Origin of the sequence: Micromonospora sp. NPDC126480 (genome assembly GCF_040302465.1) — a bacterium.
Classification (GTDB): domain Bacteria; phylum Actinomycetota; class Actinomycetes; order Mycobacteriales; family Micromonosporaceae; genus Micromonospora.
This window is the reverse complement of record NZ_JBEORU010000010.1, coordinates 24,338-43,975: the sequence shown is the minus strand read 5'-3', so window position 1 is coordinate 43,975 and position 19,638 is coordinate 24,338. Positions and strand designations below refer to the sequence as shown.

General features: G+C 74.2%; 20 protein-coding genes. 8 read left to right on the top strand and 12 right to left on the bottom strand.

The features are described 5' to 3' along the window. Positions 1-7: 7 nt before the first annotated feature. The 3 genes from ABTW87_RS11785 to ABTW87_RS11775 form a co-directional block, all read right to left on the bottom strand. A complete protein-coding gene (locus ABTW87_RS11785; RefSeq protein WP_350650784.1) occupies positions 8-904 on the bottom strand; it encodes an SDR family oxidoreductase in 897 nt (298 codons plus the stop codon). A gap of 164 nt (positions 905-1,068) precedes the next feature. Next, entirely contained in the window at positions 1,069-1,245 is a 177-nt protein-coding gene (locus ABTW87_RS11780) for a hypothetical protein (RefSeq protein ID WP_350650783.1), read from the bottom strand. A 67-nt stretch (positions 1,246-1,312) separates the two neighbouring features. Continuing rightward, positions 1,313-2,467, bottom strand: a complete 1,155-nt coding sequence (locus ABTW87_RS11775; protein ID WP_350650782.1) for a geranylgeranyl reductase family protein — start codon at positions 2,465-2,467, stop codon at positions 1,313-1,315. 135 nt (positions 2,468-2,602) lie between these two features. Between ABTW87_RS11775 and ABTW87_RS11770 the strand changes: the two genes are divergently transcribed. The 3 genes from ABTW87_RS11770 to ABTW87_RS11760 all read left to right on the top strand — a co-directional run bounded on the left by ABTW87_RS11770 (position 2,603) and on the right by ABTW87_RS11760 (position 6,085). Further along, positions 2,603-2,839, top strand: coding sequence for a hypothetical protein (locus tag ABTW87_RS11770; RefSeq protein ID WP_350650781.1), 237 nt, complete (start codon positions 2,603-2,605; stop codon positions 2,837-2,839). A gap of 36 nt (positions 2,840-2,875) precedes the next feature. Then, complete coding sequence (locus tag ABTW87_RS11765; RefSeq protein ID WP_350650780.1) at positions 2,876-4,315, top strand: MFS transporter; 1,440 nt, start codon at positions 2,876-2,878, stop codon at positions 4,313-4,315. A gap of 147 nt (positions 4,316-4,462) precedes the next feature. Then, complete coding sequence (locus ABTW87_RS11760) at positions 4,463-6,085, top strand: alkaline phosphatase D family protein (RefSeq protein ID WP_350650779.1); 1,623 nt, start codon at positions 4,463-4,465, stop codon at positions 6,083-6,085. 49 nt (positions 6,086-6,134) lie between these two features. Here the strand turns inward: ABTW87_RS11760 and ABTW87_RS11755 are convergent, their stop codons facing one another. Further along, positions 6,135-6,728: a helix-turn-helix domain-containing protein gene (locus ABTW87_RS11755; RefSeq protein ID WP_350650778.1), complete on the bottom strand. Its 594-nt coding sequence runs from the start codon at positions 6,726-6,728 to the stop codon at positions 6,135-6,137. An 81-nt stretch (positions 6,729-6,809) separates the two neighbouring features. On the opposite strand from ABTW87_RS11755, the gene ABTW87_RS11750 reads away from it, so the two are divergent. Continuing rightward, positions 6,810-7,151: a hypothetical protein gene (locus ABTW87_RS11750; protein WP_350650777.1), complete on the top strand. Its 342-nt coding sequence runs from the start codon at positions 6,810-6,812 to the stop codon at positions 7,149-7,151. Then, positions 7,148-8,068, top strand: a complete 921-nt coding sequence (locus ABTW87_RS11745; RefSeq protein WP_350650776.1) for an alpha/beta hydrolase family protein — start codon at positions 7,148-7,150, stop codon at positions 8,066-8,068. Before ABTW87_RS11750 ends, ABTW87_RS11745 begins: the two co-directional genes overlap by 4 nt. Before the next feature lie 56 nt (positions 8,069-8,124). Here ABTW87_RS11745 and ABTW87_RS11740 read toward each other — a convergent pair whose 3' ends face one another. Together ABTW87_RS11740 and ABTW87_RS11735 are read right to left on the bottom strand one after the other, a co-directional pair. Next, on the bottom strand, positions 8,125-8,841 hold the full coding sequence (locus ABTW87_RS11740; protein WP_350650775.1) for a hypothetical protein: 717 nt from the start codon (positions 8,839-8,841) through the stop codon (positions 8,125-8,127). Between the two features lie 339 nt (positions 8,842-9,180). Beyond that, entirely contained in the window at positions 9,181-10,266 is a 1,086-nt protein-coding gene (locus ABTW87_RS11735; RefSeq protein ID WP_350650774.1) for an S-(hydroxymethyl)mycothiol dehydrogenase, read from the bottom strand. A 185-nt stretch (positions 10,267-10,451) separates the two neighbouring features. Between ABTW87_RS11735 and ABTW87_RS11730 the strand changes: the two genes are divergently transcribed. Beyond that, on the top strand, positions 10,452-10,871 hold the full coding sequence (locus tag ABTW87_RS11730; protein ID WP_350650773.1) for a hypothetical protein: 420 nt from the start codon (positions 10,452-10,454) through the stop codon (positions 10,869-10,871). Between the two features lie 13 nt (positions 10,872-10,884). Here the strand turns inward: ABTW87_RS11730 and ABTW87_RS11725 are convergent, their stop codons facing one another. The 3 genes from ABTW87_RS11725 to ABTW87_RS11715 form a co-directional block, all read right to left on the bottom strand. Then, complete coding sequence (locus ABTW87_RS11725) at positions 10,885-12,189, bottom strand: MFS transporter (RefSeq protein WP_350650772.1); 1,305 nt, start codon at positions 12,187-12,189, stop codon at positions 10,885-10,887. Further along, the gene (locus ABTW87_RS11720; RefSeq protein ID WP_350650771.1) at positions 12,186-12,866 is read right to left on the bottom strand and encodes a GntR family transcriptional regulator; all 681 of its coding nucleotides are present in this window, start codon (positions 12,864-12,866) and stop codon (positions 12,186-12,188) included. The genes ABTW87_RS11725 and ABTW87_RS11720 overlap by 4 nt, the downstream gene beginning before the upstream one ends. A gap of 61 nt (positions 12,867-12,927) precedes the next feature. Next, on the bottom strand, positions 12,928-14,055 hold the full coding sequence (locus tag ABTW87_RS11715) for a CapA family protein (protein ID WP_350650770.1): 1,128 nt from the start codon (positions 14,053-14,055) through the stop codon (positions 12,928-12,930). 240 nt (positions 14,056-14,295) lie between these two features. Between ABTW87_RS11715 and ABTW87_RS11710 the strand changes: the two genes are divergently transcribed. After that, entirely contained in the window at positions 14,296-15,468 is a 1,173-nt protein-coding gene (locus ABTW87_RS11710; protein ID WP_350650769.1) for a low temperature requirement protein A, read from the top strand. On the opposite strand, the gene ABTW87_RS11705 is transcribed toward ABTW87_RS11710, so the two are convergent. The 3 genes from ABTW87_RS11705 to ABTW87_RS11695 are packed head-to-tail and all read right to left on the bottom strand — an operon-like array spanning position 15,460 to position 18,795. Further along, entirely contained in the window at positions 15,460-16,374 is a 915-nt protein-coding gene (locus tag ABTW87_RS11705; RefSeq protein ID WP_350650768.1) for an alpha/beta fold hydrolase, read from the bottom strand. The genes ABTW87_RS11710 and ABTW87_RS11705 overlap by 9 nt on opposite strands. Continuing rightward, positions 16,371-17,318, bottom strand: a complete 948-nt coding sequence (locus ABTW87_RS11700) for an SDR family NAD(P)-dependent oxidoreductase (protein WP_350650767.1) — start codon at positions 17,316-17,318, stop codon at positions 16,371-16,373. The genes ABTW87_RS11705 and ABTW87_RS11700 overlap by 4 nt, the downstream gene beginning before the upstream one ends. Beyond that, a complete protein-coding gene (locus ABTW87_RS11695; protein ID WP_350650766.1) occupies positions 17,311-18,795 on the bottom strand; it encodes a flavin-containing monooxygenase in 1,485 nt (494 codons plus the stop codon). Before ABTW87_RS11695 ends, ABTW87_RS11700 begins: the two co-directional genes overlap by 8 nt. A gap of 115 nt (positions 18,796-18,910) precedes the next feature. Between ABTW87_RS11695 and ABTW87_RS11690 the strand changes: the two genes are divergently transcribed. Next, the gene (locus ABTW87_RS11690; RefSeq protein ID WP_350650765.1) at positions 18,911-19,585 is read left to right on the top strand and encodes a TetR/AcrR family transcriptional regulator; all 675 of its coding nucleotides are present in this window, start codon (positions 18,911-18,913) and stop codon (positions 19,583-19,585) included. The last annotated feature ends 53 nt before the right edge of the window (positions 19,586-19,638 follow it).

Genomic DNA, 19,638 nt, shown 5'->3' with positions numbered 1-19,638 from the left:
GGCGGCGTTACTTTGTGGGGCGGCCGCCGGTCACACCGAGGATCTCGCCTGTCACGTAGCTGGATTCCTGGGAGGCGAAGAAGACGTACGCGGGTGCCAGCTCGGCGGGCTGACCGGGGCGACCCTCCGGGGTGTTCTGGCCGAACTTCTCCACCTTCTCCTTCGGCATGGTCGCCGGGATGAGCGGCGTCCAGATCGGGCCGGGCGCCACCGCGTTGACCCGGATGCCCCGCTCGGCGAGCTCCTGCGCGAGCGCCTTGGTGAAGTTCGCGATGCCGGCCTTCGTGGTGGCGTAGTCGAGCAGCTGCGGTGACGGCTCGAACGCCTGGATCGAGGACGTGTTGATGATCGCCGCGCCCTCCCCCAGGTGCGGAACCGCGGCCTTGCAGAGCCAGAACATGGCGTACAGGTTGGTCTTCAACACCCGGTCGAACTGCTGGGTGCTGATGCCGGCGATGCCCTTCTCCTGCGCCATCTGGTACGCCGCGTTGTTCACCAGGATGTCGATGCCACCGAGGTCGCGCAGCGCGCGCTCGACCAGCTCCTGGCAGTGCCGCTCGTCGGTGATGTCCCCGCGCACCGCGACCCCCTTGCGGCCGGCCTCCTCGACCAGGCGCACGGTCTCCCGCGCGTCGGCGTCCTCCTCCAGGTACGAGATGAGCACGTCGGCGCCCTCCCGCGCGTACGCGATGGCGATCGCCCGGCCGATGCCGGAGTCCCCGCCGGTGATCACCGCACGCTTGCCGGTGAGCTTGCCGCTGCCCCGGTAGGACTCCTCGCCGTGGTCCGGCTCCGGCGTCATCGCGCCGGTCTCGCCGGGCGGGGACTGCTGCTGCGTCGGCTGGCCCTCCTGCTGGCCGTACTGCTCGGTGGGGTCCTGCGGGGTGTGCTGGTCCTGGGTCACCGGCTCCTCCTTCACGCGGGTCGACGGGGATCACAACGCCCTACCCGCGGGGCCGCACCGGAAACCGAGCCGGGGCCGGTACGGCAGGAGTCGACGGTGGACGGTCGCGGTGCGCCCCGACGCGCTCCCACCCGGTCGGCAGCCCAGGCGGCCCCGTCGCTGTGTCAGGCACCGTGGCGCAGGTCCCAGGCCCGGTCGTCGCCCGGCTCGGGCCGGTCGCGGCGGGGCTCGGTCTCGGTCAGCTCCGTGCGCTCCTCCGGGCGTACCGGCGTCGGCAGCTCGCCGAAGCGGACGTGCCGCAGGAAGGCGTACTCGTCATCGGTGAACGCCGGCTCGGCCATCGGCCCCTCCCTCGTACGACGTCATTCTCCGGCTGGCCGGCACCCACCGCACACCCCGTAAGGCGTCCTAGGAAGATAGGTCAGGGGTGGGCGCGGGTGGCGGCAACCGGTCCAGCAACGCCAGCGCAGCCCGCACCGGCGCCCGCGTCAACGTCTCGTCGAAGCTGGCCCGCCCCTGGCAGAACCGGACGAACATCCGCCAGCCCGGCGGCGTCGCCAGCAACCCGTGGAACACCCCCGGCCGGCGGGTGAACGCCTCCAGCAGCCGGTGCCCCGCCCGCATCGACGGGACCAGCTCGGCCGCCACCGCCCGCTCGTACCCACTCAGGTCACCCGCCGCGACCGCCGCGCCCGCGAGCGCGCCGGACCGCAGCGCGTAGCTGATCCCCTCCCGGCTCCACGGCTCCAGCAGGCCCGCCGCGTCCCCGGCCACCAGCACCCGCCCCCGGCGCAGCGGCGAATCCTCCGCCCGGCAGCGGGTCAGATGACCGGAGTCGTGCGCCGGCTCGACACCGGCGAGCCCCAGCCGGTCCACGAACGACCGCAGGTACGCCCGGGTCCGCTCCCCCGCCCCGCGCGCCGCGATCACGCCCACCGTCAACAGGTCGCCCTTCGGGAACACCCACGCGTACGAACCGGGCAGCGGACCCCAGTCCAGCAGCAACCGGCCCCGCCAGCGGGCCTGCTCCGCGGGCGGCACCGGAAGCTCCAGCTCCAGCCCCAGGTCGACCTGCCGGTGGCGTACCCCCACGTGCCGGGCGGTCACCCCGGAGGACCCGTCGGCGCCGATCACCGCGCGCGCGGCCACCGTCCCACCGTCGGCCAACCGCAGCCGTACCCCGTCGGGCTCCTGCTCCACGGCGCGGACCGCGACCCGCTGGCGCAGCTCCGCCCCGGCGTCGACCGCGGCCCCCCGCAGCCGGTCGTCGAACTCCTCCCGGCGCACCATCGTCACCAGCGGGCCACCGGCATGACGGCGGGTGAACCCGCGTCGCCCGTCCCGGGTGAACGTCACCCGGTCCACCCGGTCGTGCGCCGGCACCTCGATCCGGTCGCCCACCGCGGTCAGGGACGTGCCGATCAGGCCACCCCCGCACGTCTTGTAGCGCGGGTGCGCGGCCCGCTCCACGAGCAGGGTGCGGACGCCGGCGCGGGCCGCGACGTACGCGGCGGACAGGCCGGCGGGGCCCGCTCCCACCACCGCGAGATCCCAGACGGTCACCACGGCAGCCTAGGGCACCCGCGGCGGCCCGGTCGGGCCGCGACACCGCCCGATCGGGTGGGCATCTTCGGTCACCGGCCGGGTAACCGCGGCGCAGGCCGCCTGCACCGTGGGTGGGTACCGAAGGAGGACGACATGCAGCAGGTGCGACTGTCGGAGGTCGAGGAACGGGTGTACGACGCGGTCGCGGCGCTGGAGGCGCGCGGCCAGGTGCCGTACCCGGACCTGATCGCCGAGGAGACGGGGCTGACCGAGGAGCAGTTGCACGCACCCCTGCACCAGCTCACCGAGAAGAACCTGTTGCACCGCGAGGACTCGCCGATGGCCGGCCTGGACTTCGGCCCGCGGTTCTGCGCGCGGCAGATGGCGTGACGGTTCGCGTCCGGGGCTCGGGGTAGCGGTCGGCGTATGGGTGATCGCCGTTCCCCGGGCCCTCCTGCACATCCGGCGAACCCCCCGCCCGAACGGCAGCGCCGCTGGCCCGCTCTCGGGGTCGGCCTGGTGGCCGCCTTCATGACGCTGCTGGACGTCAGCATCGTCAACGTCGCCGTCCCGTCGATGGAGCGGGCGCTCGGCGCCACACCGAGCGACCTGCAGTGGGTGCTCTCCGGGTACGCGCTCACCTTCGGGCTGGTGCTCGTACCGGCCGGCCGGTTCGGGGACGCCCACGGTCGCCGCACCGCCTTCGTCGTCGGCATCGCCCTCTTCACGATCACCAGCGCCGCCGCCGGCCTGGCCCCCTCCCCCGGCTGGCTGGTCGCCGCCCGGTTGCTCCAGGGTGCCGCCGCCGGCGTGGTCAACCCCCAGGTCACCGGACTGATCCAGGAACTGTTCCAGGGCCCCGAACGGGCCCGCCCGTTCGGAATCCTCGGTGCCACCATCGGCATCTCCACCGCCGTCGGCCCGCTGCTCGGCGGCGTGCTCATCCACCTCGGCGGCGTCGAGCACGGCTGGCGCTGGGTCTTCTTCGTCAACGTCCCGGTCGGCGTGCTCGCCGTCGTCCTCGGCTGGCGGCTGCTCCCGCACCGACCCGCCGGTCGGGCCGACCACCGCCGCCTCGACCCGGTCGGCGTGCTGCTGCTCGGGACCGGTGTGCTGCTGGTCCTGCTCCCGCTCGTGCAGGAGCACTGGCGGGACCCGGCGAAGTGGCTGCTCGTACCGGCCGGCCTGATCGCGCTCGGCGCCTTCGCCGCCTGGGAACGCCGATACGCCCGCCGCCAGGAACCCCTGTTCGACCTGCGCCTGCTCGGCGTCCGCTCCTACGGTCTCGGCGCGCTGATCGCGCTTGTCTACTTCGGTGGCTTCACCGCCATCTTCTTCATCTTCACCCTGTACCTGCAGAACGGCCTCGGCTACAGCGCGCTCGTCGCCGGCCTGGCCATCACCCCGTTCGCCCTGGGCTCGGCCGCCGCGTCCGCCGTCGGAGGCCGCATCGTCAACCGCTACGGCCGCCCCCTCGTCGCGATCGGGCTGCTCACCGTCGTGGTCGGCCTGCTCGCCGTCGTCCTCGCCGTCGGCCGGGTACCCGCCGGTGTCCCCGTCCCCTGGTGGACGGCCGCGCCCCTGCTGCTGGCCGGTCTCGGCAGCGGCCTGGTCATCGCGCCCAATCAGACCCTCACCCTCGCGCAGGTGCCGGTGGGGCAGGCCGGCAGCGGGGCGGGCATGCTCCAGACCGGCCAGCGCATCGGCGCCGCCGCCGGCATCGCCGCCGTCGGTACCGTCTTCTTCTCCTCGCTCGCCGCCAGCGGCGGGGACTGGTCGATCGCGTTCCGCCGCTCGCTGCTGTTGGCCAGCGGCGTCATCGCGCTCGCGCTGATCGCGGCCCTGGCCGACATCGTCCGCCGATAGCTCCCGACGCCGGGTACGCGAACGGCGCCCCGGGCGCGGACCAACCGTGCCGCACCGGACGAGATTGCGAACCCATCGGGAAGGATCGAAGAACACTCGCCGTACGGGGCAGCGGACGAAGCGTGGTTGGCGGTAGACACATGGACCATGACGAACACCCTCGACCGTCGTACCCTCCTGCGTGCCGCGGGCGCATCCGCCGGCACGGCCGTGCTCGCCGGCGCCACCCTCGCCGGCCCGGCGCGCGGCGCCGGAAGCGCCTTCCGGCACGGCGTCGCCTCCGGCGACCCGCTGCCCGACGGCGTTCTGCTCTGGACCCGGATCACCCCGACCGAGGAGGCGCAACCCGGCTCCGGCGTCGGTCCGGACGTGACGGTGACCTGGCAGGTCGCGGCAGATCCCGACTTCGCTACGGTCGCGGCACAGGGGACGCTGGTGACCGGCCCGGCGCGCGACCACACCGTCAAGGTGACGGCGAGCGGTCTCGCCCCCGCCACCACGTACTGGTTCCGCTTCGGCCACGGCGACACCTGGTCCCCCACCGGGCGGACGATGACGGCGCCGCCCTCCGACGCCGAGATCGACCGGCTCCGGCTGGGCGTGGTGTCCTGCTCCAACTGGGAGGCGGGCTACTTCGCGGCGTACCGGCACCTGGCCGAACGCGGTGACCTGAACCTGGTGGTGCACCTCGGCGACTACGTGTACGAGTACGGCACCGGCGAGTTCGCGGCCGGGGACACGGTGGTGCGGCCGGTCCGGCCGGCGCACGAGACGCTCACGTTGGCGGACTACCGGATCCGGCACGGGCTCTACAAGAGCGACCCGGACCTGCAGGCTCTGCACGCGGCGGTGCCGTGGGCGATCACCTGGGACGACCACGAGGTCGCCAACGACCAGTGGTCCGGCGGCGCGGAGAACCACACGCCGGGCACCGAGGGCGATTTCGTCGACCGGGTGGCGGCGGCACGGCAGGCGTACGCGGAGTGGATGCCGGTGCGCACCGGCGCGGACGGGGCGATCTACCGGCGGCTGCGCTTCGGCCGGCTCGCCGACCTGTCCATGCTGGACCTGCGGACGTACCGGTCGCAGCAGGCCTCGGGGCTGGCGGTCGACGATCCGCGCCGGACCATCACCGGCGAGGCGCAGATGGCGTGGCTGAAGGCGGGGCTGGCCGCTTCGGACGCGCGCTGGAAGCTGGTCGGCAACCCGGTGATGATCTCCCGGCTGGACGTGGGCGCCCTGCCGGCCTGGCTGCTCGGTCCGCTGGGCACCCTGCTCGGCATCCCGCAGAACGGCGGGGTGCTCAACACCGACCAGTGGGACGGCTACAACGCCGACCGCAACGAGCTGGTCGACCACCTGCGGGCCAGCGGTACGAGGGACGTCGTCTTCCTGACCGGCGACATCCACACGTCGTGGGCGAACGAGGTGACCACGAAGGCGACGGGCGGCAGCAACCCGGCCGCCGCGGAGTTCGTGGTGCCGTCGGTGACCAGCGACAACGTCAACGACTTCCTGGGTCTGCCGGCGGGCAACGCGCTCAGCGCCCTGGGCGCGGGCCTGATCCGCTCGACCAACCCGCACGTGCGGTGGACCGAGTTGGACGGGCACGGTTACGGCGTGCTGGACGTGACCCGCCAGCGGTGCCGGATGGACTGGTACCACCTGGCCGACCGGACCCGCGCCTCGAGCGCCAGCCGCTGGGTGGCGGGCTGGTCGGTGACCGCCGGCTCGGCGAAGCTGCGCCGGGAGGGCGCGCCGCTGGTGTGACCGCACGCCGGGCGGGCTGCCTCCGGCCCGCCCGGCCACACCCGCCGGGTCAGCCCGGCTCCGGCGCCGCAGGCCCGGCCGCGCCGGGGTCAGTCCGGCGCCGGCCTTCGCCCGGCGGTTCCGACGCGGGCAGCAGCACGGTGGTGAGGAGGCGGCGGGTCCGCCCGGGACCGGGGCCGAGGGCCGCGTACTCCTGAAAGACGGCCCGCAGCCGGATCGCGAGCGCGGCGGCCTCGGTGTCGCTGGCGTAGAAGGCGTTCTGCCGGTAGCCGGCGACGTCACGGGCGAGGTCGCCGCCGCCCCGGTCGAGGTAGCGGTCGAAGTCGGCGACCAGCCGGGCGACGAACGTGAGGAAGGCCCGGCGGTGCTCGTCGGGTGTCATCGCTGCTGCCGCCTCGGCGTCCACCGACGCGCCGGCCTCGTTGAGCTGCCAGGAGCGCTCGACCGCGCCACGCACCCGCCGTTCGCCCGCCGGCCGCAGCACGTCGTGCTCGGCGAGGGCGGCCAGCTGACGGTAGAGCGTGGCCGTCGGGACGTCGGGCAGCTCGGCCCGCAGTTGGGCGGCACTGAGCGTACGGCCGCCGAGGAAAGCCTGGACGATCCGGAGCCGGACGGGGTGCAGGAGCAGCTCGGCGGTGTCCATCGCCACATCTCCCCCGGTCTTCTTTCTCATATCTGATAACGTTCTCAGTGTTGAGATTACATGAGTTGGAGAGGTGTCGCGATGGCCGTCGTCGAGATCGACCGGGACAGCGTCCACGTACGGCTCAGCACCGCCGAGAAGATCTGGGCCTTGCGGGGTGACGTGACCTTCCCGCGCTCCGCCGTACGCCAGGTGGAGGTGCTCCCCGACGGGCTCGCCGCCACGCGCGGCCTGCGTGCCCCCGGCCTCGGCCTGCCGGGGCTACGCAAGGTCGGCACCTGGCGGGGGCGCGCCGGCACCGAGTTCGTCAGCGTCCGCGGCGGCGAACCGGCGGTGCGCATCACACTCGCCGGTCAGCGGTACGACGCGGTCCTGATCGGCGCCGCCGGGCCGGAGCAACTCGCCCGGAGCCTGCGCGGATGACCGTGGACCGCCCGCTCGCGTTCACCTCGGCCGGGCTGCGGCTGGCGGGCACCCTGACCGCGCCGGCCGGGCCCGGCCCCCACCCGGTCGCGTTGCTGCTGCCCGGGTCCGGCCCGCTGGACCGCGACGGCAACCACCGCCGCCTGCCGCTGGCGGTCTCCCGGGACCTGGCGGCCGCCCTCGCGGCGGTCGGCATCGCCAGCTACCGGTACGACCGGCGCGGCGTCGGCGCCAGCCAGGGACGCTTCCTGCGGACCGGGTTCCACGACGCGGTCGACGACGCCGCGGCGGCCCGTGACGCGCTCGCCGCGGCACCCGGCCTGGCCCCGGAGCGGATCTTCCTCGTCGGCCACAGCGAGGGGGCGCTGACCGCCGCCGCGCTCGCCGCCCGGGGCGCCGACGTGGCCGGGCTGGTCCTGCTCGCGGCCACCGCCCGACCCGGCGACGAGGCGCTGCGCTGGCAGGCCGCCCGCCTGCTGCCCACCCTGCCCCGGCCGGTGCGCCTGCTGCTCCGGCTCACCCGGACCGACCTGGTGGCCAAGGTCGCCCGCAACCACGACCGCATCCGCGCGACCCGGTCGGACGTCACCTGGATCGGCGGCCAGCGGCTCAACGCGCGCTGGTTCCGCGAGTTCCTCGACCACGATCCCCGCCGGGACCTGGCCCGGCTGCACGTGCCGGTCCTCGCCGTCACCGGCGAGAAGGACCTGCAGGCCGACCCGGACGACCTGGCCGTCATCGCCGCCACCGTGGCCGGACCGGTGGAGACCCACCGGCTACCGGACATCACACACGTGCTGCGCCGGCAACCGGGCGCGCCGACGCTGCGGGCGTACCGCGGCGAGGTCCGGCAACCGGTCGATCCGGCGGTAACGGCCATGGTCACCGACTGGTTGGTCCGGCAGGCCCGGACCTGACCCGGAGACGACGAAACGGCCGGTCCCCGCGGGACCGGCCGTTCGTCATGCGGATGTCACCAGAGCTGGGCGACGATGTCGGCCGCCTGCTCCTCCCACTGCGCGTAGTGGAACGGGTACGCCGAGACCTGCACCGTCTGCGCCGCGGTGGTCAGCGGCAGGTCCTGCCAGCCGCCGACGTTCTTCAGCGCCTGGAAGAACGCCGTCGAGGCGTACTCGGGGTCGGTGATCTGCTCGGGCGAGCCCCAACCCGACGACGGGCGCTGCTGGAACAGGCCCTGCGAGTCGTGGTCGTTGTACATGCCCAGGTGGCCGAGGTTGTACAGCTTCGACTCCTGGAGCGCGGTCGCCACACCGATGACCGCGCCGCGCTCACCGACGCCGGTCTCCTTGGCGACCTCGATGATCGCCTTGGCGTTCTCGCGCTGGGCCTCGTCGAGCGGGATGCGCGACTGCGCGCCCTGCACGCCGTGCGGGATCAGCTCCTCGCGGTCCGGCTTGCCGGCCCTCGGTTTGTCGGTGCTGCCGCCGGTGGTCAGGCCCGACTCGACGCTCGGGCTCGGGGTGGCCCCGTCCTTGCCGGTGGCCAGCTCGATCGCGGCCACCGCGCCCTCGTGCGGGCCGCTGGTGACCGGGGCGGCCACGGCGGTCGGTGCGAGGGCCAGTCCGCCGATGGCGGCGACGCCCGCCACGCTGAGCAGCAGCTTGCGGTTCGGGTTCGAGTTCGAGTCCTTCGCGATGGCCGGGAGCCATCGAGTGAAGTCGTACTTCACGATGTGCCCTTTCGGTCAGGCGAAGCGCTCCGGAATGAGCACTCCTCGGGGGAACTGCCACGCCGGAGGGGGTTTGGGTTCCGGCGGTACGGGGGACACAACCAACCCGGTGTGCCTGACATTCCGGAAACGAACCCTGCCCAGAAGGCTGCGGCGCAGGTCACGTGGGGCACCGGATGTCGGGCGCAGGCGTCGCAGGAGGTGACGAAGCTCTGCGGCGGCCACGGCGGGACGACCCGGCGCGGACGACGCATAGTGGTCAGGACCGGACAGTCACCGCACCAGCATCGGGACGGTACGGCCGGGCACGAAGGCGGCAGGGTCGGCAGCCGGTCCCGGTCAGAAGACCACCACCGAGCGGAGCACGTCGCCGCGGTGCATCCGGTCGAACGCCTCCTCGACCCGCTCCAGCGCGATCTCCTCGGTAACGAACGCGTCCAGGTCCAGGCGGCCCTGCAGGTAGAGCTGGGTGAGCAGCGGGAAGTCCCGGCTGGGCAGGCAGTCTCCGTACCAACTCGACTTGAGTGAGCCGCCCCGGCCGAAGACGTCGAGCAGCGGCACCTCGACGGTCATCTCCGGGGTGGGCACGCCCACCAGCACCACCGTGCCGGCCAGGTCGCGGGCGTAGAAGGCCTGCTTCCACGTCTCCGGCCGGCCGACCGCCTCGATGACGACGTCCGCGCCGAACCCACCGGTCGCCGCCCGGATCGCCTCGACCACGTCCTCGCTCGAGGCGTCGACGGTGTGGGTCGCGCCGAAGCGGCGGGCCCAGTCGAGCTTGCGGGTGTCGGTGTCCACGGCGATGATCGTCGTCGCTCCGGCCAGGGTGGCGCCGGCCACGGCCGCGCCGCCCACCCCGCCGCAGCCGATCACCGCGACCGAGTCGCCCCGGGTGACCCCGCCCGTGTTCATGGCCGCGCCGAGGCCGGCCATCACGCCGCAGCCGAGCAGCCCCACCGCTGCCGGACGGGCGGCCGGGTCGACCTTCGTGCACTGGCCGGCGTGCACGAGCGTCTTCTCGGCGAAGGCGCCGATGCCGAGGGCCGGGGCGAGTTCGGTGCCGTCGGTGAGGGTCATCTTCCGTGCCGCGTTGTGGGTGGCGAAGCAGTACCAGGGACGGCCCCGCCGGCACGCCCGGCAGACGCCGCAGACCGCCCGCCAGTTGAGCACCACGAAGTCGCCCGGCTCGACGGCGTCGACCCCGGCACCCACCTGTTCGACGACGCCGGCCGCCTCGTGTCCGAGCAGGAACGGGTACTCGTCGTTGATGCCGCCCTCGCGGTAGTGCAGGTCGGTGTGGCAGACACCGCAGGACAGCACGCGGACGACCGCCTCGCCCGGCCCGGGATCCGGCACCACGATCGTGGTCACCTCGACCGGTGCGCCCTTGCTGCGGGAGATGACTCCTCGGACCTGCTGGCTCACGATCTCCTCCTGCCCCGGCGACGCGCGCTGTCCGGCCCGGGATGGTCGGACGCGGTGCGGTTCCGACGATCACGCCACGGGGTGACGGTACGCCGATGTTCCGTGCCGGCCTAGCGGCGCGGGGTTAGCCGGGCCGGTGCCGGGTAGGCAGGCGCCACGTTTCGCCGGTCGGACGGGAGTACGCGATGAAGGTCAGTCATGTGCCGCTGCGGGTCGCCGTCGGCGCGTTCATCCTCAACTCGGGGCTCAGCAAACGGACGCTGGAGGGCGAGGCGGCACAGGGCCTGCACGGAATGGCGGTGGGCGCCGTTCCGCAGCTGAAGCAGCTGGAGCCGGACCGGTTCGCCATGCTGCTGTCCCGGGCGGAGACCGCCCTGGGCGCCGCGCTGCTCGCGCCGTTCGTCCCGTCGGCGCTGGCCGGCCTGGGGCTGGCCGCGTTCGGCGCCGGCCTGGTGCAGCTCTACCTGAAGACGCCCGGGATGCGCGAGGCAGGCAGCCTCCGTCCCACCCAGCAGGGCATCGGTCTGGCCAAGGACGTCTGGCTGCTCGGCGCCGGGCTGACCCTGGTGCTCGACGACCTCATCCTCCGCCGCCGCTTCGGCTGAGCGCCGCCGACGCTCACGACGGAAGTGCCACCGGCACCCGGACGGTCGCGGTGTGCCGGCGCCGGGCGGCGTTGCGCCAGCGCAGCACCTGCACCAGGCCGAGCGCCCAGAGCGCGTACTGCACGGCGAAGGCCCAGCGGAACGCGGACCGGTCGGGCGTGCCGCTGCCGGCCGGGGTGGCCAGGTCGAGGACCACGCCGACGGCCAGCACCAGAATGATCGACGCGACGAAGCCGCCGACGTTCACGATGCCGGTCGCGCTGCCGATGCGGCTGACCGGGTTGAAGGTGCGGGCGTAGTCGAACCCGATCATCGAGCCGGGTCCGTTGACCGCCAGGACCAGCACGAGCGTGACCAGGAGCCAGCCGGGCGCGTGGCCGGGCCAGGCGAGCACCACCGTCCAGACCGCGGCGGTGGCGCCGGTGATCGTGAACACCAGCACCGAGCGGTGGAACGGGTGGCGGGCGCACAGGTGCGCGATCAGCGGGCCGACGAGCAGCATCGCGACAGTCATCAGCGTGAGCAGCGAGGCGGCGGCGGTGGGGCTGAGGCCCTGCGCCTGCACGAGGAACGGGTACCCCCACAGCAGCGCGAACACGGCGCCGGAGAACTGGGTGACGAAGTGCGTCCACAGGCCCAGCCGGGTGCCGGGCTCGGCCCACGCGGTGCCCAGTTCGTGGCGGACGGTGGCCAGGTCGGGAGCCGCCCGGGTGGCGGTGTCCCGGCGCGGCGTGTCCCGGACCAGGGCGATCACCAGCACCAGCACGGTGGCGCCGATCGCGGCGGCCACCAGGAACGCGGTGGTCCAGCCCGCGTGGTGCAGCAGCGCCACCAGCGGTACGGCGCCGAGGATCGCCCCGAGCTGGCCGAGCGTGCCGGTCAGTTGGGTCAGCATCGGGTTGCGGCGGCCGGGGAACCAGAACGTCACGATCCGCAGCACGCTGATGAAGGTGGCGGCGTCGCCCAGCCCGACCAGTACCCGGGCCAGCACGGCCAGGCGGACGTCGGTGGCGAGGGCGAAGCAGAGCTGCCCGGCGACCATGAGCGCCCCGCCGGCGACGAGCATCCGGCGCGAGCCGAACCGGTCGAGCAGCACCCCGACCGGCACCTGCATGGCCGCGTACACGGCGAGTTGGGCGACCGAGAAGGTGGCCAGGGCGGAGGCGTTGATGTGGAAGCGTTCCGCGGCGTCGACCCCGGTGACCCCGAGGGAGCTGCGGTGGAAGACCGCCGCCACGTACGCGCTCAGCGCCACGCCCCAGACCAGGGTGGCGGAGCGGCGGGACGCGACCGGGCCGGCGGTGGCCGGCGCCGTCACCGCAAGGTCCGCAGCACGGTCGCGGCGTTGTCGATGTGCGCGGCGACCGCCGTGAGCCACGGCTGCGGGTCGTCCGAGTCGAGGGCGGCGAGCTGTGCCGCGTGTTCGGTCAGCGCCACCTCGGCCCAGCCGGGCGAGAGCCGGAAGCTCGCCTCCCCCATCCGCAGCTGCCGGTCGCGCAGCCGCTGGTAGAGCTCGGCCAGGATCTCGTTGCCGGCGGCGTCGACGACGGTGGCGTGGAACGCCCGGTCGGCGGCCATCAGGGCGGTCAGGTCGCCGGCGGCGTGCGCGGCGCGCATCTCGGCCAGTCGCGCCGCCAGGTCGGCCTTGAGCGCCGCGCGCCGCGGCCAGACCCGCTCGGCGGCGTGCAGCTCGACCAGCCGCCGGGCCTCGATGACGTCGCCGATCTCCCGTGCCGAGACCGGGCGGATCAACGCGCCCCGCTTCGGGTAGAGCTTGATGAGCCCTTCCGCCTCCAGACGCAGCAGCGCCTCGCGCACCGGGGTGCGGGAGACGCCGGTGGCCGCGGCGATCTCCCCCTCGCTGATCAGCGACCCGCCGGGATGGATCTGCTCGAGGATCGACCGCTTCAAGTGCCGGTACGCGCGCTCGGCGGCCGACGGGACATCCGGGCGACCGGCGGCGGGCACGCGCTGGGCGGCGGTGGGACGCGTCATGTATCTATGATGCGTCCCACGCCTGTCCGGGCCGGGCCGGCCTCGCGCCGGGTGGCTCAGCTCACTCCGGCGACGCGCCGGCGCCTCCGGCGACGTCCCACCTGAGCAGGTCGTCCGGATCGACGGTCGGGCCGGCGGCGAAGGGCGGGCCGAAGCCGGCGAGCCGGTCCGCGAGCCAACGGTTGTCCTCAGCGGACGCCCGTTCCAGCCGCAGCCGGCGCATCCGCACCGCGGCGGCCCGCAGCCCGCGCAGCCGGCCCGTCGACCGGTCCAGCCGGGGCAGCCAGAGCAGACGCAGCTCGGGACGGTACTCCTCGTGCCCGCCGATGCCCTCGTAGTCGTCGACCAGGTCGCCGCAGCCGTAGAGGACGAGCCGGTCCCGGTACACCTCGACCGGGCGCGGGTGGTGCGAGGAGTGGCCGTGCACCACGTCGACGCCCGCGTCGATCAGGCCGTGGGCGAAGGACACGTGCTCGGCCGGCACGTCGTACCCCCAGTTGGTCCCCCAGTGCACGGAGACCACGACCCGGTCCCCCGGCCCGCCCTCGGCGGCGATCCGGGCCGCCAGGGCCGCCGCGGACGCGGCGGAGACCTCCGGCAGGTACGCGACACCCGGCCGGTCGGCGGTCGCCGCCCAGTGCGGCGGCACACCGGACGACGGCGCGGTGACCGACCAGACCAGCAGGCGCCCCCCGGTCAGGGGCAGCACGGCGGGCCGCCCGGCGGCGGCCGCGTCCGGGCCGGCGCCGGCCGTCGCCAGTCCCGCGCCGGCCAGCGCGTCCAGGGTGTCGGCCAGGCCGTCCGGTCCGAAGTCGAGGCAGTGGTTGTTGGCCAGGACGCAGACGTCGAGCCGGGCGGCGGTCAGCGCGGCCACGTTCGCCGGGTGCGTCCGGTAGTGGATGGCCTTCGTGGGGTCGTGCGTCCCGCGTCCGGTCACCGCGGTCTCCAGGTTGACGATCCGCGCGTCCGGCGCGAGCCGGTCGAGCAGGTCGAGAGCGTCGCCCCACGGCCAGGACGGCGGGGCGCGGCGCGGGACGGGACCGTTCGCCGCCTCGGCGAGGGCCACGTACTCGCGGGCGTCGCGCACCGCCGGCTCGCGCAGGTCGGGCGGGGCCGGCCGGGGCAGGATCGCGTCCACGCCACGGCCCGTCATCACGTCGCCGCCGAGCAGCAGCGTCAGGTCGGCCATCCGTGCGGTGTTCCCCGCCGGGCCGCCGGCTCACCTGCGGCGCGGGCCGAACCGGCGGCGGCCGAGGTGACGCTCGCGGTGCCTGTGGCGAACTGATCCCGACGGCGGCGGCCGGCCACCTAGAGTGAGGGCGGAGCGCCTACGGCGGGCGCCCGGCCCGCCCCGCGATGCCGGTCCGGTGGCCCGGCCCGGCGCGTTCCAGCCGGGCGCGGCCCGACGCGACGGTGCGAGGAGACCGGGGTGACCACGACGCGCCCGCTTCGGCCCTGGTACCGGCCGATGGTGGCCCGCCGGACCGACGAGGAGCACCGCTCGGCCACCCCGCTGGAGCTCTTCTTCGATCTCTGCTTCGTGGTGGCCGTGGCACAGGTGGCGGCGAACCTGCATCACGAGATTTCCGCCGGCCACGTGAGCCACGGCGTGCTCCGGTACCTGATGGTGTTCTTCGCGATCTGGTGGGCGTGGATGAACGTCACCTGGTTCGCCTCCGCGTACGACACCGACGACGACGTCTACCGGATCACCGTGCTGGTCCAGATCGCCGGGGCACTGATCCTGGCCGCCGGTGTGCCCCGCGCGTTCACCGAGGGCGACTTCGCCACCGCGACGTACGGGTACGTGGTGATGCGGCTGGCCGCCGTGGCCAACTGGCTGCGCGCGGCGTCCGGCGACCCGGAGCACCGGCGGACCGACCACCGGTACGCGATCGGCGTCACCCTCGTGCAGGCCGGCTGGCTGGTGCGGCTGCTGTCACCGGCCGACTGGTGGGCGGTGACCTTCGTGCTCCTGGCGGTTGCCGACGTGCTGGTGCCGGCGGTGGCCGAGCGCTCCCGGATGACCCCGTGGCATGCGGGTCACATCGCCGAGCGGTACGGCCTGTTCACGCTGATCGTGCTCGGCGAGGTGGTGCTGGCGGTGTCCCTGGCGGTGCAGGCCGGGGTGGACGCCGGCGACGACGGTCTGCGCCGCCTCGCGGCGGCCGGGGTGGTGATCGTGTTCGCGCTGTGGTGGCTCTACTTCGACCGGCGGGCCGAGGTGCCGACCCGGCTGCGCCGCACCCTCGCCTGGGGCTACGGCCACTACCTGATCTTCGCGTCGGTCGCGGCGGTCGGCGCCGGCTTGGAGGTGACCGTCGACGGGCTCCGGAACCTGGCCAAGGTGCCCGGGACGGTGGTGGGGTACGCGGTGGCCGTGCCGGTCGCCGTCTACCTGGTCACCCTGTGGCTGCTGCTGGTGCGCCCGCAGCCGGAGGCAACCGTTCCGGCGGCGTTCCCGGTCACCGCGGTGCTGGTGCTGCTGGCACCCCTCGTGCCCGGCACCGTGTACGTGCTCGCCGCCCTGCTGTTCGCCCTGGTGGCGGTCACCGTGGCGGCCCGGCGGCGGGCGCTGCGCGCCGCCGCGCCGTCAGGCTGACCGGGCCGACCCGTCCGGCGTCACCCGGTCGGGGCAGGTGGACCAGAAGTCGACGAGCATGCGGTGGACCTCGTCGGCCCGCTCGATCTGCGGCATGTGCCCGCAGTTCTCGAACAGGTGGGTGCGTGCCCGGGGCAGCCGCGCCCGGGCCGCCGCCAGGTGCGCCGCGGGCAGGATCAGGTCCTTCTCGCCCCACACGACAAGCGTGGGCAGGTCGAGTTCCGCCAGCCGTGCGAGCACGTCCTCGCGCCACTGCGGGCGGACACCGCGGAAGGTGCCGAGGTTGCGGGCGGTCTCCAGCATGACCCGCGCGGCGTGCGGCTGGCGGGCCACCGCCAGCGCGTACGCGACGCGCTCGGCGGTGACGAACGCCGGATCGCAGAAGAGGGCGCGCTCGGTGCGGCGGGCCGACCACCGGCTGGGCCGCAGCAGCAGCCGCCCGAACGGGCGCACCGCGAGCAGCCGCAGCAGGATCGTGACCTCCTGGCCGAAGCCGGCGGGCGTGACGAGGCCGAGGCTGGTCACGCGGGCCGGCTCGGTGACGGCGAACTGCATGGCGATGGCGCCGCCGAGGGAGTTGCCGACCAGGTGCACCGGCCGGTCCACGCCGACCGCGTCGAGGTACCGGCCGACGAACCGGCCCAGCTCGGGCAGCGTGTACGGCGCGGTCATCGGTAGCGAGCCGCCGTACCCGGGCAGATCGACGCTGTGCACCCGGAACCGCTGCGCGAGCCGCCCGTGCAGGTCGTCGAAGTCGCGCAGCGTCCGCCCGATGCCGTGCAGCAGCACGACGGGCGGACCGTCGCCGTCGACCCGGTGGCAGACCCGCCGCCCGGCGACGGTCACGTGCCGCGGGCGCGGGCGCGGCGCGGCGGCGTCCGGCCGGCGGGGCTGCGGGGCCGTCACGCCGGCTCTCCGGCCGGATCGGCCGCCGCCTCCGGCGCCCGGGCCGCCGGAGGCGGTGGCGCCGGAGGCGGTGGCGGCGGCGCGGACGTGGTGGTCAGCCGGCGGGCCGGGTCGCCGGCGGCGCGGTTGAGCCCCACCCGCAGCAGCGTCCCGTACGAGGCGGGCGCGATCCGGGCCAACAGGTCCGGCAGCTTCGCCGACCAGCCGATGAGCACCCGGCCGCGGCGGCGCTCGACGCCGCGCAGGATCACCTCGGCGGCCCGGGCGGGCGGGATGGTGAGCAGCTTGTCGAACTGCCGCCGGCCCTCCTCGTACTCCTCCGGGGCCACGCCGCTGCCGATGCGGGCGTTCGCGGTGATCCGGGTCGCGATGCCACCCGGGTGCACCGAGGTGACGCCGATGCCGTCGTCGACGAGTTCGTGACGGAGCACCTCGGTGAAGCCGCGCACGGCGAACTTGGTCGCCGAGTACGCGGCCTGTCCGGGCGGGGCGATCAGCCCGAAGAGGCTGGAGACGTTTACCAGGTGGGAGCCGGGTTCGGCCTTCAGGGTGGGCAGCAGCGCGTGGGTGAGCTGCACGACCGCCCGGAAGTTGATCTCCACCACCCACTGGAACTCCGCGAGCGTCACCTGGTCGAAGCGCCCGCCCAGCGCGACGCCGGCGTTGTTCACCAGCAGCCGGATCCGCGGATACCGGGCACGGATCTCCTCGGCGACCCGGGCGGTGGCGGCGGAGTCCGCGAGGTCGACGACGTACGTGTCGACCCGCCGGTCGGGGTGGGCGGCGCGGATCGCGGCCACCACGGCGTCCAGCCCCGCGCTGTCGCGGTCGACCAGGACCAGGTCGCTGCCCCGCCGGGCCAGCCCGTGGGCGAGGGCCTCCCCGATGCCGCTTGCGGCGCCGGTGACCACGGCCGTCGCGGCGGTGAACTCGAACCTACGCACGGACGGTGCTCCTCTCCGGCGTGCCGGCCCGGGAGAACCGCACGCCCTCGTCGGTGAGCCGGCCGTACCGCATCAGCAGCACGTCCCGGGGGTAGTTCTGGTACAGCCGCCACGGTGCCCGCGCTCCCTGCCGGGGCAGCGTGTCGATGCTGCGCAGCACGTAACCGGCGGACAGGTCGATGAGCGGGAGCCGCTCGTCGTCGGGCGGCGGCACGGGCGTGACGACGTGGGCTCCGGTGCGGTCCAGGTGGTTCAGCAACCGGCACACGTACGTGGCGACCAGGTCGGCCTTGAGCGTCCACGACGCATTGGTGTAGCCGATCGTCATCGCGAAGTTCGGGACGCCGGAGAGCATCATGCCCTTGTACGCGACGGCGCCGGCGAGATCGACGGGCTCCCCGTCGACGGTGAGCGTGGCGCCACCGAGGGCCAGCAGGTTGAGGCCGGTGGCGGTGACGACGACGTCGGCCGGGAGGTCCTCGCCCGAGCCGAGCCGCAGGCCGGTCCCGGTGAAGGTCTCGACGGTGTCGGTGACGATCGAGGCCCGGCCGCGTGTGATCGCCGCGAACAGGTCGCCGTCGGGCACCACGCACAGGCGCTGGTCCCAGGGGTCGTACCGGGGGGAGAAGTGCCGGTCGACGTCGTACCCGGCCGGGAGCCGGCCCCGCGCGGCCCGCCGCAGCAGGCGCTTCACAATCGTCGGCGCGCGCCGGCTGAGCTGGAAGTTCGCGGTGGTCAGCAGGACGTTCTTCCAGCGGACCGCCGGATAGACGGCGCGCTGCGGCAGCACGCGGCGCAGCGCGTCGGCGACCGCGTCGCGCGACGGCATCGCCATGACGTACGTCGGCGAGCGCTGCAGCATCGTCACGTGCCCGGCCCGTTCGGCAAGCGCCGGCACCAGGGTCACCGCGGTCGCGCCGCTGCCGATCACGACGATCCGCTTGCCCGTGTGGTCGAGGTCCTCCGGCCAGTGCTGTGGATGCACCACCTGCCCGGCGAACCGCTCGATGCCCGGGAAGTCGGGGGTGTGCCCCTCGTCGTAGCGGTAGTAGCCGGCGCAGGTGTGCAGGAACGAGCAGGTGAGGGTGACGTCCTCGCCGGTGTCGGCCCGGTGCGCGTGGACGGTCCAGCGGGCGGCGCGGCTGTCCCAGTCGGCGCGGAGCACCCGGTGGTGGAAGCGGATGTGCTCGGTGACCCCGTACTCGCGGGCGGTCTCCCGCACGTACTCCCGGATCGCCGGCCCGTCCGCGATCGCCTTCGGGTTCGTCCACGGTTTGAAGGAGTAGCCGAGGGTGAACATGTCCGAGTCCGACCGGATGCCCGGGTAGCGGAACAGGTCCCACGTGCCGCCGATCGCGCCGCGCGCCTCCAGCACCGCGTACGTCTTGTCCGGACAGTGGCGGCGCAGGTGGCACGCCGCGCCGACGCCGGACAGGCCGGCACCGACGATGAGCACGTCGACGTGATCGGTGGCCATGTCGTCTCCCCTGACGAGGGCGGTGATGCCGGACCCTATCCACCGCCGTCGACGGGAGTCAACACCCTGTCGAGAAGAATCGACACCCTGTCGAGCGGGTGTAACATCCACGGTCATGACATCCATCGCGGCCGCGTCGGCACGGGGCCGCCGCGCGGCTCGGACCTCGGGCGACGATCGCGAGTCGGCCATCCTCGCCACCGCCGAGCGGCTGCTGGCGCAGCGTTCGTTCGCCGACATCTCGATCGACGACCTGGCGCGGGGCGCCGGGATCTCCCGGCCGACGTTCTACTTCTACTTCCCCGGCAAGGACGCGGTCCTGCTGACCCTGCTGGACCGGGTCATCGAGGAGGCCAACGCCGCCGCCGGTGACGTGCTCGACCGCCTCGCCGGCGACCCCCGGGCCCGCTGGCGGGAGCTGATCGACCGGTTCCACCAGACGTTCGGCGCCCACCGGGCCGTGGTGCTGGCGTGCGCGCAGGTGCGCGGCACCAACGCCGAGGTCCGCCGGCTCTGGGCCGCGGTGATGGAGCACTGGGTACGGGCCATCGAGGGTGCGGTCGAGGCCGAGCGCCGCCGGGGCGCGGCGCCGGACGGGCTGCCCGCCCGCGACCTCGCCATCGCGCTCAACTCGATGAACGAGCGGGTCTGGTACGCCACCTTCGCCGGCGACGGCCCGGCGGTGGCCGAACCGGACGTGGTCGACGTGCTGCTCGACGTCTGGCTGGCCGCCATCTACAAGGAAGGGCCCCCTGTTAACGCCTCCGGTAGCGGAAGGGCCCCTTCTTAACGCCCGGGCCCGGCCCGGACGGCGATCAGCGTGCCGCAGACCTCCACAACGGA